We start from the raw sequence: 15,846 nt of genomic DNA on the forward strand, positions 1-15,846 counted from the left end.
CGACCCGATTCTACGATGCCATAGCATTGTATGAATCAGATCGGAGAATGAAAAGTGTTTGCAGAAGGATGCGAGGGTGAGTGTGGAGTCAAAAATATGGAATGTTTTGCGGCGGGGAGAAACGAAGGTTACACAACCAGAAAGCAGTGCATCTTCTACAAGAAACTGCTGGATGCTGGGATGACGTAAAGTAAAAACGATTACTTCCCCAGATGCCAGATGTCGCGGTTATACTCGGCAATGGTGCGGTCGGAGGAGAACATCCCGGCTTTGGCAATGTTCACCAGACACTTGCGCCGCCAGTCCATGGGGTCGCAGGCGTAATCGCTGAGGGCCTGCCCTTTGCGGACGACATAGGCGTTGAAGTCCGGCAGGGTCTGGAACCAGTCCTTGTGGATCAGCTCATTGTGCAGGCGGGTCAGGTTTTCGGCATGGCCGGCAGCCAGCATCTCCGGGCCGGTGAGGAAGCTGATGGCACGGCGGATGTTGGCATCGCCCTCCACCCACTGGGCCGGGTCGTAATCGCCCACGGCGTAGCGGTGGATGACCTGATCGGAGGTCTGGCCGAAGATATAAATGTTCTCTTCGCCCACCTGCTGGCTGATCTCCACATTGGCACCGTCCATGGTGCCAAGCGTCAGCGCACCGTTCAGCATGAACTTCATGTTGCCGGTGCCGGAGGCCTCCTTGGAGGCAAGGCTGATCTGCTCAGACAGGTCACAGGCAGGGATGAGCTTTTCGGCAGCGGTGACGTTGTAATTTTCCACAAATACCACCTGCAGCCACTTGGACACCTCCGGGTCTGCGGCGATGACCTTGGAGAGGGTCAGCAGGGCATGGATGATGTCCTTGGCAATGGTGTAGGCAGGAGCAGCCTTGGCACCAAAGATGCTCACCAGCGGCACGGCAGGCAGGTGCCCTGCCTTGATCTCATAATACTGATGGATGAGGTACAGCAGGTTCAGCTGCTGACGCTTATACTCGTGCAGCCGCTTGGACTGGATATCGAACATGGCATCGGGGTTCACGCTCACCTTCTGGGTGCGCAGCAGCCAGTCTGCCAGCGCTGCCTTGTTGGCCTTTTTTACGGCGGTCAGCTCGCCCAGCACGGCTTCGTCGTCGGCAAAGGCCAGCAGCTTCTCCAACTCGGCAGCGTCCTTGCGGAAGCCGGAACCGATGTGCTTTTCCAGCGTGGCGGTCAGGCGCGGGTCACATTCCAGCAGCCAGCGGCGGAAGGTGATGCCGTTGGTCTTGTTGTTGAACTTTTCCGGGTACAGCTCGTAGAAGCCGTGCAGCTCGGAATTTTTCAGGATCTCGGTGTGCAGCGCTGCCACGCCGTTGGTGGAATGGGTGAAGTGGATGTCCATGTGGGCCATGTGCACCCGGTCGTCCTTGTCGATGATGGCAAGGCTCTCGTCCTCGGTACGGGTGCGGGCCAGTGCGTCCAGCTTTTCAATGATGGGCATCAGCTGGGGTACAACGGCATCCAGATAGGCGCGAGGCCACTTTTCCAGTGCCTCAGCCAGAATGGTGTGGTTGGTGTAGGCGCAGGTCTTGGTAACGATCTCCACAGCTTCCTCAAACTCAATGCCCCGCTGCCCCAGCAGCCGGATCAGCTCCGGGATGACCATGCTGGGGTGGGTGTCGTTGATCTGGATGGCGGCGTAGTCGGCCAGATCGTGGTAATTGCAGCCCCGGGCGGCGCACTCTGCCAGAATGAGCTGGGCACCGGCAGAAACCATGAGGTACTGCTGATACACCCGCAGACGGCGGCCTGCCTCATCGGAGTCGTCCGGGTAGAGGAACAGGGTCAGGTTCTTGTCGATGGCGGTCTTGTCAAAGGCAATGCCGTCATGGACGATGCTCTCGTCGATGGTATCCAGATCGAACAGATTCAGGGTGTTGGTGCGGCCCTCGTAACCGGTGACAGCCAGCTTGTACAGCCGGGCAGTGTATTCCTTGCCCGCCAGCTCCACCGGGTAGGTCACATCGGTCTTTTCAGCCCAGCTGTGGGCGGTGAGCCACGGGTCGGGCTTTTCATTCTGCACACCATCCTCAAAGGACTGGTGGAACAGGCCAAAGTGATACCGCAGGCCCACGCCGTCGCCGGGCAGGTTCAGCGTTGCCAGCGAATCCAGGAAGCAGGCTGCCAGACGGCCCAGACCACCGTTGCCGAGAGAAGGCTCCGGCTCCACCTCTTCAATGTCCGAAAGGCGCTTTCCGGCAGCGGCCAGTGCATCCCGGGCTTCTTCGTACAACCCCAGATTGATGAGGTTGTTGGACAGCAGCTTGCCGATGAGGAATTCGGCGCTGATATAATACAGCTTGCGTCCGGTGACGGGCTGCACGCGGTCGGCACTCTTCTGCCGCACCAGCTCCAGCAGTGCCAGATACAGCTCCTGATCGGTGCAGTCCGCCAGCAGCTTGCCGGTGATACTCTGTAATGTTTCGGTAAAGCTCATAATGGCTCCTCCTTTGCTACGGAAAACAGGTTTGACATCTATAATGCAAGATATACCAGATAAAACAATCGAAATCTTGCCTTAAAAGTGCAAATTGTGGTACAATCCTATCATCTGGAGGTGAGAAGATGCAAAATCAGGCATCATTGCAGGAAACCAAGCAGCACGGTGCCGTGCGGTTCCCCTTCAATCTGTATCCCTGCACCATTCCGGGAGATTTTCCGCAGGTGGCACTCCACTGGCAGGAGAGCATGGAGCTGGTCTTTGTCAAGCGGGGCGCGGGGCTGGTGCAGGTGGGTGCGGTGTCCTGCCCGGCCTACCAGGGGGATATCTTTATTTTTACGCCCGGCACCCTCCACGCCCTGCGGCAGGCAGAGGGGAAGCGGATGGAATACGAGAATATCATCTTTGAGCTGGAGCTTCTGGGCGGTGCGGAGGACCTTTGCGCCGAAAAATACCTGCTTCCGCTGCAAAGCGGGCGGCTGCTGCTGCCTGTGCGGCTGACACCCAACGACCTGTGTTATCTCCAGGCCGCCGCCTGCCTGCGGGAGGTGGAGGAAGCCAACCGCGCCAAGCTTCCCGGCTATGAGCTGCTGGTCAAAGGAGCACTGCTGCGCTTCCTCTCCCTGCTCATTGCGCAGGGGAAACAGCAGTTCCCCGTGGAAACTGCCGATACCCAGCGGCTGAAAGCCGTTCTGCAATGGATCTCTGCCCATTATGCCGAGGGGCTTCGGGTCGCCGATGCCGCCGGGGTCTGCTCCTTCAGTTCCAGCCACTTCATGCGTTGGTTCCGGCAGATGACCGGGCAGAGCTTTGTTGCCTTTCTGAACGAATACCGGCTGAATGCCGCCGCCGAAGCGCTGCACGCTACGGACGAGACGGTGCTGACGATCGCTTCCCGGTGCGGGTTTGAAAACCTCTCTTATTTTAACCGGGCATTCAAGGCACATTTTGGCATGACTCCGCGGGAGTACCGGAAAAAATAAACAAAATGAGGCCGTTCCGCTTCTCTGAGAAAGAGAGGGAACGGCCTCATTGTTTTGATCAGACTTCCGGCGGCGGGCAGCAGCTCTCCCGGGGGATGAGCTTGTGCGGCACAAGGATCTTTGTTGCCAGCAGATTCGGGTTCTCGATGTGGTTGATGGTCTGGCTGGCGGCCTCCATGCCCAGCTGATAGGGGTTCACGTCCACGGTGGTCAGCTGGGGGCTGGTGATGCGGGAGAACAGCGAATTATTGAAGGAAACGATGGAAAGATCCTTCGGGACGCGCAGCCCCAGTTTGCCGCAGAACTGTTCCAGCACCACGGCCAGAATGTCATCGCTGACCAGCATGGCCGTGGGATGGTCCGGTGCGGTGAGAAGAGCCTTCAGCGGCTCTTCGTAAGCATCGTTCAGGGTATTGACCTCCACGCAGTCCTCCTCCCGGGGGGTGATGCCGTGCTTGAGCAGGGACATCTGGTAGCCGCGCCTGCGCTCTGCCGAAAACAGCATGGCGTTGCTGACACCAAAATAGGCAATGCGGCGGTGGCCCATTTCATAGAGGTAATCGGTGGCTTCCTCACCGGCAAGGGCGTTGTCGTTGTCGATATAGATGGTCTGATTGGCGGACTGGGCCGCCTTGCCCACGATGACATGGAGCAGCCCTTCGCTGCGCAGGTAGGCTGCCACCGGGCAGTCCTTTTTGGAATAGAGCAGGATAAAGCCATCTGCCTGCGCGTTGGCCACCATGCTCTGGATGGCATCCAGAACCTCTGCATCGTCCTGCCCGGTGATGACGGTGTTCACATACCTCCGCTGGTTGCAGAACTGCCCGATGCCGCGGATGATCTCCAGATGGAAGGCGTTCTCGTAGACATCCCGCTGGGAGGAGGGCAGAATGATGCCGATGGTCTTGGAAAATGCCTCCACCGGTTCGGCCTCAAAGTTCGGCTCATAGCCCAGCTGTGCCATAATGCGGCGCACCCGCTCCTTGGTTTCCCGGCTGATGGAAGGGCTGTCCTTGCAGGTGCGGGACACCGTGGAGGGCGAAACCCCCGCCGCCGCTGCCACATCCTTGATGGTAACTGCCATAGTCTGTTCCTCCCTGATGTAATAGGTCTATTGTAAAGCGGTTTGCACGCAATGTCAATGATTTGCGCACGAGTTTGCGCAGATCATGCAACCGCACCCTTTGCGCACTTTCGATGTTTTCAACAAAGAAACTTGCAAGCTGTTGTGCAAAAAAACAGAAAATATATTTATGACCTAGAAAACTCTTGTAAAAATTGCAGAGTTGGATTATTCTTGTTGCGTAAAGTTGTGCAACGGAAGCGCAACGATTGCGTAAAACAGCGCAAAAGGAAATAAGGAGGAACATTATGGCAACAACACAAGCAGCTCCGGGGAAAAAGGGGCTTATCAACTTTGACTTCTTACAGAAGCTGGGCAAGGTGCTGATGACCGTCATCGCCGTCATGCCTGCCGCCGGTCTGATGATCAGTCTGGGCAAGCTGGTGCAGATGGGCGGCGGTGACATTGCGGCAGTTATGACCATTGGCACCACCATGGAGAACATTGGCTGGGCGGTCATCAACAATTTGCACATCCTGTTTGCCGTGGCCATCGGCGGCAGCTGGGCAAAGGAGCGTGCCGGCGGTGCCTTTGCGGCTGTGCTGGCATTTGCCCTCATCAATGTCATCACCGGCAACATCTTCGGTGTCACCAGCGCCATGCTGGAAGATCCCAACGCCGTGACCCACACCCTGTTCGGGCGGGAGATCGCCGTCAACGGCTACTTCACCTCTGTGCTGGGTGCCCCGGCCCTGAACATGGGCGTGTTCGTGGGCATCATTGCCGGTTTTGTGGGCGGCGTGGCTTACAATAAATACTATAACTTCCGCAAGCTGCCGGATGCACTGGCCTTCTTCAACGGCAAGCGCTTTGTGCCTATGGTGGTCATTGCCTATTCTGTGGTCATTTCCATGGTGCTGGCATTGTTCTGGCCTGTGGTCCAGACCGGCATCAACAACTTTGGCATCTGGATCGCAAACTCTTCCGAGACTTCTCCCGTTCTGGCTCCGTTCATCTATGGCACGCTGGAGCGTCTGCTGCTGCCCTTCGGCCTGCACCACATGCTGACCATCCCCATGAACTACACTTCCTTCGGCGGCACCTACACCATTGCCACCGGTGTCAATGCGGGCAGCCAGGTGTTTGGTCAGGACCCGCTGTGGCTGGCATGGGCCAACGACCTCATCAACTTCAAGAAAGCCGGTGACATGGCCGCTTACAACAACCTGCTGACCACCGTTACCCCCGCCCGCTTTAAGGTGGGCCAGATGATCGGCGCAACCGGTCTGCTGCTGGGCATCGCGCTGGCCATGTTCCGCCGTGTGGATGCCGACAAGCGCGCAAAGTATAAGTCCATGTTCATCTCCACCGCGCTGGCTGTGTTCCTGACCGGTGTGACCGAGCCGCTGGAATTTATGTTCATGTTCTGCGCTATGCCGCTGTACATCGTGTACGCACTGCTGCAGGGCTGTGCCTTTGCCATGGCAGGCATCATCCATCTGCGCCTGCACTCTTTCGGCAATCTGGAATTCATCACCCGTATCCCCATGTCCCTGCAGGCCGGTCTGGGCGGCGACATCATCAACTTTGTGCTCTGCGTGGTGGCGTTCTTCATCATCGGCTATTTCGTGGCCTACTTTATGATCGGCAAGCTCAAGCTGGCAACGCCGGGCCGTCTGGGCAACTACACCGATGACAACGCAGACGATGCCGCAGCTGACACCAAGGCCGAGAAGAAGGCAGCCAAAAAGTCCGATAACGGCCAGGCCGAGCGCATCATCGCCCTGCTGGGCGGCCGGGAGAACATTGTGCTGGTGGATGCCTGCATGACCCGTCTGCGTGTTACCGTGAAGGACCCCGCCAAGGTGGCCGACCTTGCCGCATGGAAAGCCGAGGGCGCTCTGAGCCTGCTGGTGAAGGGCGACGGCATTCAGGCTGTGTACGGCCCCAAGGCAGACGTTCTGAAATCTGACATCAACGATATTCTGTAAAAAGCTATGAAACTGCTGACTTTGAATACCCACAGCCTCATCGAGCCGGACTATGAGGCAAAGCGGGAGATCTTTGTGGACTTTATCGCCAGGGAGCAGCCGGAGGTGTTCGCCCTGCAGGAGGTGAACCAGACCGCCGCCGCTCCGCTGCTGGGAGAGGCTCCGGCGGGATATTATCCCTGCTCCGGCAATACAGTGCTGCTGAAAGCGGACAACCACGCCGCAGCCGTAGCCCGGATGCTGGAAGAACGGGGCGTGCAGTACCATTGGAGCTGGCTCCCGGCAAAGATCGGTTACGACAAGTACGATGAGGGCATGGCGGTGTTCAGCCGTGCACCCATCACCGCCGCCGAAAATCTGCTGCTGAGCAAGTCCGGCGATTACAGCAACTGGAGGACCCGCCGCACCCTGGGCATCTGCGCAGGAGATGTCTGGTATTACACAGTGCATCTGGGTTGGTGGAAGGACGAAGTGGAGCCTTTTGCCGCCCAGTGGGAAACGCTGTCCCGGGCGGCAGGCGCAAAAAAGACCGCCTTTCTGCTGGGAGACTTCAATAGTGAGGCCGACGTGCGGGGCGAGGGCTACGACCTTGTGCTCTGCAGCGGCTGGCAGGACACCTACCGCCTGGCACAGCAGCGGGACGAGGGCTACACCGTCGTGCAGGCCATTGATGGCTGGCGGGATGCCCCGGATGCGGCGGCAAAAAAGCGCATTGACCAGATCTGGTGCTCCCAGGCGATCGCTGTAAAAAGCACCCGGGTGGTGTTCAACGGCCTGCAGGAGCCGCAGGTATCCGACCACGCGGGTGTTCTGATCGAGTTATAAAGGAAGAGGGAAATGAAGATGCAGAGAAGTGCAGGCATTTTGCTGCCCGTCAGCAGTCTGCCGTCCCCTTACGGCATCGGCTGCTTTTCGCAGGAAGCATACGACTTTGTGGACTGGCTCAAGGAAGCCGGGCAGACTTACTGGCAGATCCTGCCGCTGGGTGTGACAAGCTACGGCGACAGCCCCTATCAGAGCTTTTCTGCCTTTGCAGGAAACCCGTATTTCATCAGCTTGGACGCACTGGTGGAGGAAGGGGTGCTGACCGCCGCCGAGTGCAAAAAGGCGAGCTTTGGCCGCAAGGCAGATGACATTGATTACAGCCGCCTGTATACCGAGCGGGGCCGCCTGCTGCGGCTGGCTTACTCCCGCAGCGACATCGGCCACAACGAAGCGTTTACGGCGTTCTGCGAGAAAAACAAGTGGTGGCTGGATGATTTTGCCCTGTTCATGGCGGTGAAGGGCCGCTTTGAGGGCAAGCCGTGGATCGAGTGGGCCGAGGATATCCGTCTGCGCTGGCAGCCCGCGATGGACTATTACCGCCGGGAGCTGTATTTTGAGGTGGAGTACCACAAATATCTCCAGTTCAAGTTCGACCAGCAGTGACGCAGGCTGAAGGCCTACGCCAACAGCAAGGGCATCCGGATCATCGGCGATATCCCCATCTATGTGGCGCTGGATTCGGCGGACGCTTGGGCAAACCCGGGTCTGTTCCAACTGGACAAGGACAACATTCCCACAGCGGTGGCGGGTGTTCCCCCGGATGGCTTTTCGCCCACCGGCCAGCTCTGGGGCAATCCGCTCTACCGCTGGGAAGCACACCGCGCAACCGGTTATCAGTGGTGGATCACCCGCCTGTGGTACTGCTTTGAGCTGTATGACGTGGTGCGCATCGACCACTTTCGCGGCTTCGATGAGTATTTCTCCATCCCCTACGGCAGCGAGACTGCCGCACCGGGCCACTGGGAAAAAGGCCCCGGCATCGAGCTGTTCCGTGCTGTGGAGCAGGCACTGGGCAAACGGGAGATCATTGCGGAGGATCTTGGCTACATGAGCGACACCGTGCGTCAGCTGGTGCGGGACAGCGGCTTTCCCGGCATGAAGGTGCTGGAATTTGCCTTTGACTCCCGGGATACCGGCAGCGCCAGCGACTACCTGCCCCACAACTATCCGGTGAACAGCGTGGCCTATACCGGTACCCACGACAACGAAACGCTGGTATCGTGGTACCAGACCATCACCGGTGCGGAGCGCGCCATGGTGCGGGATTATCTGTTCGACTACGCCACCCCGGAGGAGCAGCTCTATAAAAGCATGATCGCACTGATCCTGCGCAGCGCAGCGGCGACCTGCATCATCCCCATGCAGGACTGGCTGGGGCTGGACAACTCCGCCCGCATCAATCAGCCCTCCACCGTGGGCCAGAACTGGCGCTGGCGGCTGAAAAAGCCCCAGCTGACCAAGAAGCTCCAAAAGGAGATCTGCCAGCTGACCACCCGTTACGGGCGGAAGAACTGGGCGTAACTGCATTAAAAACCATAAAACCCCATGTCCGGGCCGTTTCACACAACGGTCTGGACGTGGGGTTCTTTTTCTGGATCAGTGACAGCCGGATGGCAGCAGACTCCGGTTCATTCAAACCAGGCTTTCGATGATCTCCGCGCACTTTTCAATGCCGTTCACCGCTGTCCAGCGCGATATGATAGTTGAGTTCATGGTAGGTCTTGTAGATCAGATAGCCGGCGATCAGGAAGGTCAGGATATCCGACAGCGGCATGGAGTACAGCACACCATCCAGCCCGAAAAACCGGGGCAGCAGCAGGGCAAAGCCCACACCAAACACCACCTCACGCACCATGGACAGGGCGGTGGATTCTGCTGCCATGCCCACCACGATGGAGATGACGATCTGGAAGAACTTCATCACGATGCCAACCACTGCCATCGGCATCGGGTACTACCTCAAAACCAAAACGGCATAACGAAACAGCCGGGAGGCGTTCCAAAAGCGGAAGCCTCCCGGCTGCGTTTTTATAAGTTGTGTGCTCCGTTCGGTTACTTGAGCAGGTCGCTGTGGTCTGCGCCGTCAATGGTCAATGCCGCGCGGGGGCCGGTGTGGGTCCAGACGACGGCCGTTTCATCGGGGGCGTCGGGTTCAGCCGCCAGCAGGGCATCCACCGAGACCGTGGTGGAGCGGGAGAGCAGGGTGGTGAACACAAGGGTCTTCACGCCCTGAGCCTTCAGGGTGCGGACCATGCCCAGCGTCAGGTGGGCCGAGGCCACGATGCCGTTGGCGCGGATGGTCAGGGTCGTGCCGTTCTGGGTGCAGGTGTGAGTGATCTGCTTGCCCAGAACGTTGGTGACATACAGCCCCTCCACCGTGACCGGGCGCTCCACTTCCACCGAGCCGTTGGAAGGTGCTTCTGCCCCTTCGGTGGGCGTCACGGTCGGCTGGGCGGGCTTTTCGGGTTCGCGTACAACATCGCCGGGCTGGGAAACATCGTCGCCCTTCGCATTGCGGCGGGTGATGGTGGTGCCCACCTGCAAACCGGAGAACTGCGTTTCGCCGTTGGTCGAATCGCCAATGGCCACATCGCCGCCGCCAGTGGCGTCGATCGTCACCTTGCCTTCAACGGTAATATCAGACTTTACCTCAGTAGCACCGTCAGCAACGCTGCCGCTGCCGATGGCCGCAGCACCGGGAAGAGGAGCTTCTTCGTTATTCAGAACGCCGCCGCCTTTGGCGGTGATATTGGGAGAACCGGCTTCGGTGCTCTTGATGGAAACTTTGTTTCTGGTATCCTCGGTGTCGGGTTGTGTTTCTGCGCCGCCACCGATACCGGCAGCACCAGCGCCGCCCTGTGCATTTTCGATGGTGACATTGCCCTCGATGGTCACGTCACCAGTGCCAAGAGCACCGCCGCCGATACCGGCACCTTCTTCGCCGCCGGTGGCGTTTCCGATTTGAGCATTGCCTCTAATGATCACATTGCCGATGCCAATAACGCCGCCGCCAATGCCGGAACCACCAGAACCACTTTTTGCATTTTCGATTTTGGCGTTGCCTTCAATGGTCGCGTTGCCTACAGTTAGATCGATTACCATGCCATCGCCATCGGGATACAAATCGCCTTGGCCGCTGCCGATGCCTGCGCCGTTTTCTTTACTTTCCGCATTTTCAATGACTGCATTACCTCTGATGATGATCTCGCTGTTACCACGGGTGCCACTGCCGATGCCGGCTCCAGCTTCACCGCCCTGTGCGTTTTTGATGACGGCATCACCTTCAATGGTCACTGTGCCCAGACCCTGAAGGCCGCTGCCGATGCCAGCAGCCATATAGCCACCAGAGGCTTCGGTGATGGTGCCGCCGCTGATGGTGACAGTGCCATTTCCTCCAATAAGAGTGCCCTTCGGTATCTCGCCACAACCGCCACCAATACCGGCACCATAGCGGCCCGTAGCCTTTGCGGTGATATCGCCGTCCGTAATTATGACCGTACCGTTGCCATCGAGGCCACCACCAATACCGGCAGCCAGACTGCCGCCCGTAGCGGTGATCGTACCACCGGAAATTGTCACATCGCCGTCACCGCCGACGGCGGCGTACTTGTCGCCGGCACCGCCGCCAATACCGGCAGCCCCATTACCACCCGTGGCAGTGATCTCACCGCCCGTAATGGTCACTTGGCCGTCTTGTTTGTCACTGCCGCCGATGCCAGCACTGTGGTAACCACCCGTGGCAGTCAAACTGCCAGTAGTATCGGACGCACTTCCCTTTGCGGAGCCATCATCATTCTTTTCGTCCTGAATCGTCAGCGTGCCGCTGTCATCGGTCTTGTTATGCTCCAGACCGGCGTGGCCATATCCGCTTGTCAGCGTGTTGTTGCCGTTCAGCTCGATGTTCGTATTGCCGCTGCCGGTAACGCTTACAGCGGTCTTATAGGCGTTCGGTTCATAACCATACTTGTACCCTTCGTCTACATTGATCGTTACGTTATCCAGCGTGACATTCACCGTCTTGCCTTCATCTGCATGGATCGTTACTGTGTTCGAAGACGCGGTAGAAGAGTCCTTGCTTTTAATAACGGTGTCCGTATCATTCTCTTTTGTCGTACTTCCCTGTGTGACCTTGTTGCCGGTTTCACCAGCCGAAATCGAGATGTCACCATCGTCAATGTACCATGTATCCGCAAAGGCGGGGAGCGTCATCCCGACCACAAGGGCGGCGGTGAGGGCGAGGGCGGCGGCGCGCTTTGCGGTGGAGCGGCGGGCTGTTCTGGCCGCAGAAACCGGGCTGTGCCCCAGAACACGCATGGCGAGTTTACGATAAGAGATCATAAGTGGTACCTCCTTACAAAGTTTCAAATCCGGTAAAACATGGGCTTGTAAGGAAATTATACCACTTTCGGGGGGGGGGGTGCAAGTAAAACTGCGTGAAAGACTAACTATTAAAAGTCAAGACCCAAAATGAAAAAATACGTCTGCCGACCGCTGCCCCTGACAAACAGCATTCAAATGCTGAAATTAGAGCAGCGAGGACGACGGAGAGAACAGCAAAACAAGCCCAGCCAGACTGCGCCAAGCCCCAGCTCCTGTGCAGCAAGGCAGATGTTCTGGGCGGCAATGGCTCCGCTGACACAAAAAACGCACCCGCTCTGCGCATTGCAGAGCGGGTGCGTTTTGTCATATTCTTACCGGGCCATGGACTGTTTTCACAGTGTGGTGATCATTCCTCGGCTTCGGCCTTTGCAGCTTCAAGGAAGGCCCGGATCTTGTCCACTTGGATCTGTGCCACGGCCCGGCCGGTCTCGTAGACGCGGCGCAGCTGGTCGGGGTCACGCTCCATGGCACCGATCTCCAGCGGGATGGGCGGGCGGATAACGTAATCCTTGCCGGACTGCTCCAGCATGGAGATGTAGCTCAGGGTTTCATTGTAGCGCTCGTGGCGGTCAGCCACAGCCTCCACAAAGGCAGGATAGCGCAGATACCGTGCCCGGATGGCGGGCAGCATGGGATTCTTCTTTTTCACAAACCCCTTGGGCTGGGTCAGGATGATGAGGTTCCGCTTGTAGCCAATGGACTCAAAGAAGCGGATGGGGATGGAATCGGCAACGCCGCCGTCCAGCAGGCCGTAATGGCCGATCCTGACGATCTTTGCGGCCAGCGGCATGGAAGCCGAGGCTTCCATCCAGAGCACATCCTCCGCATCACCGGTGCGGCACTTATGATAGATAGGGTCGCCGGTGCGGACATCGGTGCAGACCACAAAGTAATCCATGGGGGCTTCCCGGAAAGCCTTGTCATCGAACGGGTCGAGCTTTTCGGGCACCTCGTGGTAGCAGAAATTCTCACTGTACAGGTTGCCGGTGCGCAGCAGATTGCGGAAGCTGGCATAGCGTTTGTCCTTGCAATAGGTGGTGTTGTAGCGGATGGTCCGCCCGATCTGGTGGGATTTGTAGTTGCAGCCGAACACTGCTCCCGCCGAAACACCTACCATACCGTCTACCGTGATGCCCTGCTCCATCAGAACATCCAGAACACCGGCGGTGAACATGCCCCGCATGGCACCGCCTTCCAGGATCAATCCGGTCTTCATACGCGTGATACTCCTTCTCCTCACAATGCATCCCGCCCGAACAGACGGCAGGATGCAGAAAACGGACACCTTTCCCTGTGCCCGGAGCGCCCCGGAAATCCACCCGGAGCCGTTGCTTCCAGTATACTCAGATTTTGCTGAAAAACAAGAGAGAAAATGCCAAAAGACCTTGAAAACAGGGGGGCAAATCCGGTATACTAGGTAAAATCAAAATGCTGTACCAAAGCTTGGAGGAAGAGACGGATATGAAACTGCTGGAAGAACGCATTCAGAAAGACGGGATCGTGCGCGAGGGCAATGTGCTGAAGGTGGACAGCTTCATCAACCACCAGATGGACATCCCCCTGTTCCGCGAGATGGCAAAGGAGTGGAAGCGCCTGTTTGCAGGCAAGCCCGTCAACAAGGTGCTGACCATTGAGGCCAGCGGCATCGGCATTGCCGCCGTGGTTGCCAGCGAGTTCAATGTGCCTGTGGTGTTTGCCAAAAAGTCCATGAGCATCAACCTGGATTACGACAACTATGAGACCAAGATCCAGTCCTTCACCCACAAGAAGATCTATAATGTCATCGTCTCCAAAAAGTTCCTCACCGCAGAGGATCATGTCCTGATCATCGATGACTTCCTGGCAAACGGCTGTGCCCTGATGGGCCTGCTGGATCTGGCCAAGGAGGCCGGAGCCACGGTCGAGGGCATCGGCATTGCCGTGGAGAAGGGCTTCCAGCAGGGCGGCGAGCTCATCCGCAGCAAGGGCATCCAGCTGGAGAGCCTTGCCATTGTGGAATCCATGAACAGCGAGACCGGCGAGATCAAGTTCCGCGAGCAGCCGCACCAGAACTGAAAACAAGCAATTCAAGACCGCTTCGGCGGTCTTTTTTGCTGCCCGTTTTCAGGCCCCGTCAAAACTGTCGCCGTCAGCGGGGAGGTCGGCGGCGGTCTCTGCTGTGGAGGCAGCCGGGGCTTCCGTGGTGCGGGGCACGCCCCTGTACACCAGCGTCTGCTCCAGCACTTCGGCACAGACCGGGGCCGACAGGCTGCCGCCTGCGGTCGTCCAGCTGTGGGGTTCGTCCAGGCAGACCAGGCAGAGAAACTGCGGATTGTCGATGGGAGCCACCGCCACAAAGCTGGCAATGCGGGCTTTTTCGTCGGCGCTGTCCAGCTTCTGGCTGGTGCCGCTTTTTCCGCCTACCCGGTAGCCCGGGATCTGGGCGTTCCGCCCGCCGCCGTGGAGCACCACGGCCTCCATCATCTCCCGCATGGTCTGGCTGGTCTCTGCCTTGAGCACCTGCCGTTTGCAGACAGGGGAGAGCTGCTCAATGGTACTGCCGTCCGGGGCCAGGATCTCCGAGACGACGTAGGGCTGCATCAGCTTTCCCCCGTTGACCACGGCGCAGACTGCCGCCGCCATTTCCAGATAGGAGATCTTGCTGCTCTGCCCAAAGGCACAGGAGGCCAGCTCCACTGGGCCCATCCGGTCGGCGGTATAGTACAGGCTCTTTTTCGGCTCGGCGGGCAGGTCGATGCCGGTGGGCTCCCGCAGGCCGAAGGCGGCAAAATAATCGCAGAAGGCCTCCCTGCCCAGCCGGGCCCCGATCTGGATGAAGCTCTGGTTGCAGGAATTTTCCAGCGCCTGGGTCACGCTCTGGGCTCCGTGGCGCTTGTGGTTGGCACAGTGGAAGCGGGTGCCTGCCACCGAGATGGATTCCCCGCAGTAGAAGCTGGAATGCTTTGTGATGGCTCCGGCATCCAGCGCCGCCGCGCAGGTGATGAGCTTGAACACACTGCCCGGCTCGTACAGGTCGCTGACGGCCTTGTTCCGCCACTGGGTCTGTTGGGCCAGCTGCAAAGCGGTCTTGCGCGCATCACCGGTCAGGGCTTCCACGGTGTTCCGGGCGGCGGTGTCGGCAATGACGCGGGGCTCGTTGGGGTCATAGGAGGGCGTGGTGGACATGGCCAGCACGGCCCCGGTGTTCACATCCATGACGATCCCCACAGCCCGCGCCGCCACATGGTGCTCCTGCACAGCGTAGGACAGCGCATTTTCAAGGTAGTGCTGGATACAGCTGTCGATGGTGAGCCGCAGGCCGTCCCCCTCGGTGGGAAAACGCTCGGTCTCGTAGCTCTGTTCCAGTGTGTAGCCCCAGGCGTTGACAGCTGTGAGCACCACGCCGTTTTCCCCGGTGAGCAGATCGTCATATTTCAGTTCCAGCCCGGCCACCCCTGCGTTGTCCACATTGGTGAACCCCAGCACCGAAGCCAGAAACGCGCCCTGCGGATACCAGCGCTTGCTGTCCTGATTGATGCGGATGCCGGTGATGCTGTTTTCCTCGCAGAAGTCCCGCACAGCATCGGCTGCGGCACGGTCCACCCGGTAGCGGAGCAGGCAGTCGTTGGAGCGACGGTCGCTGAACTTTTCCAGCAGGGCCGCTTCGTCCAGCGCTAGGATCTCCGCAAGGCCGTGGGCGGCAAGGGTGATTTTCTCTTCCGGCATTTCCCGGGGCGAGGCCCGCAGGGTCCAGCAGCTGCTGTTGGCGGCCAGCAAAAGGCCGTCGGCGCTGTAAATGCGCCCCCGGTCTGCGGGGACCACGGTGTCCCGCAGCTGCTGGCCCTGTGCGCGATCGGCATAGAAACCGTCGGTGCGCACCTGCAGAAAAAAGAGCCGCACGGCCAGCCCCAGGCAGACAGCACAGAACAGCACCGCCACGGCCCGTGCCCGGCGGCGGAATCCCCGCTCGGGCAGGGTGCGGAGAAATCTGGGCATGATGTCACCCCCTTTAACGGGCTCACCCTCTCCGTCATCGCTGACGCGATGCCACCTCTCCCGAAGGGAGAGGCCTTGGCATTCGATACAAAGTTTATGATTTTGTCAAAAGCTCCCCCTTTGGGGGAGCTGGCGCAAAGCGCCTGAGAGGGTGAGCTAGTGTA

Annotated in this window: 10 protein-coding genes and 1 pseudogene; 5 read left to right on the forward strand and 6 right to left on the reverse strand. The window is 58.8% G+C overall.

Going from position 1 to position 15,846, the window contains the following annotated elements; genetic code table 11:
• Positions 1 to 200 precede the first annotated feature (200 nt).
• A complete protein-coding gene (locus tag D3F01_RS09800) occupies positions 201 to 2,462 on the reverse strand; it encodes a glycogen/starch/alpha-glucan phosphorylase (RefSeq protein WP_242888348.1) in 2,262 nt (753 codons plus the stop codon).
• A 128-nt stretch (positions 2,463 to 2,590) separates the two neighbouring features.
• Here D3F01_RS09800 and D3F01_RS09805 point away from each other — a divergent pair, with 128 nt between their 5' ends.
• Complete coding sequence (locus D3F01_RS09805; protein WP_242888350.1) at positions 2,591 to 3,448, forward strand: AraC family transcriptional regulator; 858 nt, start codon at positions 2,591 to 2,593, stop codon at positions 3,446 to 3,448.
• Positions 3,449 to 3,506: 58 nt separating this feature from the next.
• Here the strand turns inward: D3F01_RS09805 and D3F01_RS09810 are convergent, their stop codons facing one another.
• The gene (locus tag D3F01_RS09810; protein WP_242888352.1) at positions 3,507 to 4,532 is read right to left on the reverse strand and encodes a LacI family DNA-binding transcriptional regulator; all 1,026 of its coding nucleotides are present in this window, start codon (positions 4,530 to 4,532) and stop codon (positions 3,507 to 3,509) included.
• Positions 4,533 to 4,819: 287 nt separating this feature from the next.
• On the opposite strand from D3F01_RS09810, the gene D3F01_RS09815 reads away from it, so the two are divergent.
• From D3F01_RS09815 to malQ, 3 genes and pseudogenes are all read left to right on the forward strand, one after another.
• Positions 4,820 to 6,502 carry a PTS transporter subunit IIBC gene (locus tag D3F01_RS09815; protein WP_347568000.1) on the forward strand — a complete coding sequence of 561 codons (1,683 nt, stop codon included), beginning with the start codon at positions 4,820 to 4,822 and terminating at the stop codon, positions 6,500 to 6,502.
• A 6-nt stretch (positions 6,503 to 6,508) separates the two neighbouring features.
• Positions 6,509 to 7,327, forward strand: coding sequence for an endonuclease/exonuclease/phosphatase family protein (locus D3F01_RS09820; protein WP_242888354.1), 819 nt, complete (start codon positions 6,509 to 6,511; stop codon positions 7,325 to 7,327).
• 18 nt (positions 7,328 to 7,345) lie between these two features.
• Positions 7,346 to 8,848, forward strand: a pseudogene (gene malQ, locus D3F01_RS09825) (4-alpha-glucanotransferase).
• Between the two features lie 145 nt (positions 8,849 to 8,993).
• On the opposite strand, the gene D3F01_RS09830 reads toward malQ, so the two are convergent.
• The 3 genes from D3F01_RS09830 to D3F01_RS09840 form a co-directional block, all read right to left on the reverse strand.
• Positions 8,994 to 9,275 carry a hypothetical protein gene (locus D3F01_RS09830; RefSeq protein ID WP_347568001.1) on the reverse strand — a complete coding sequence of 94 codons (282 nt, stop codon included), beginning with the start codon at positions 9,273 to 9,275 and terminating at the stop codon, positions 8,994 to 8,996.
• 104 nt (positions 9,276 to 9,379) lie between these two features.
• Positions 9,380 to 11,665: a hypothetical protein gene (locus D3F01_RS09835; RefSeq protein WP_242888359.1), complete on the reverse strand. Its 2,286-nt coding sequence runs from the start codon at positions 11,663 to 11,665 to the stop codon at positions 9,380 to 9,382.
• A gap of 388 nt (positions 11,666 to 12,053) precedes the next feature.
• Positions 12,054 to 12,923 carry a patatin family protein gene (locus tag D3F01_RS09840; RefSeq protein WP_242888361.1) on the reverse strand — a complete coding sequence of 290 codons (870 nt, stop codon included), beginning with the start codon at positions 12,921 to 12,923 and terminating at the stop codon, positions 12,054 to 12,056.
• Between the two features lie 245 nt (positions 12,924 to 13,168).
• Between D3F01_RS09840 and D3F01_RS09845 the strand changes: the two genes are divergently transcribed.
• On the forward strand, positions 13,169 to 13,762 hold the full coding sequence (locus D3F01_RS09845; RefSeq protein WP_097770812.1) for a xanthine phosphoribosyltransferase: 594 nt from the start codon (positions 13,169 to 13,171) through the stop codon (positions 13,760 to 13,762).
• A 48-nt stretch (positions 13,763 to 13,810) separates the two neighbouring features.
• Here D3F01_RS09845 and D3F01_RS09850 read toward each other — a convergent pair whose 3' ends face one another.
• On the reverse strand, positions 13,811 to 15,682 hold the full coding sequence (locus tag D3F01_RS09850; RefSeq protein WP_242888363.1) for a penicillin-binding transpeptidase domain-containing protein: 1,872 nt from the start codon (positions 15,680 to 15,682) through the stop codon (positions 13,811 to 13,813).
• Between the last annotated feature and the right edge of the window lie 164 nt (positions 15,683 to 15,846).

Origin of the sequence: Faecalibacterium sp. BCRC 81149 (genome assembly GCF_022750605.1) — a bacterium.
Classification (GTDB): Bacteria; Bacillota; Clostridia; order Oscillospirales; family Ruminococcaceae; genus Faecalibacterium; species Faecalibacterium duncaniae.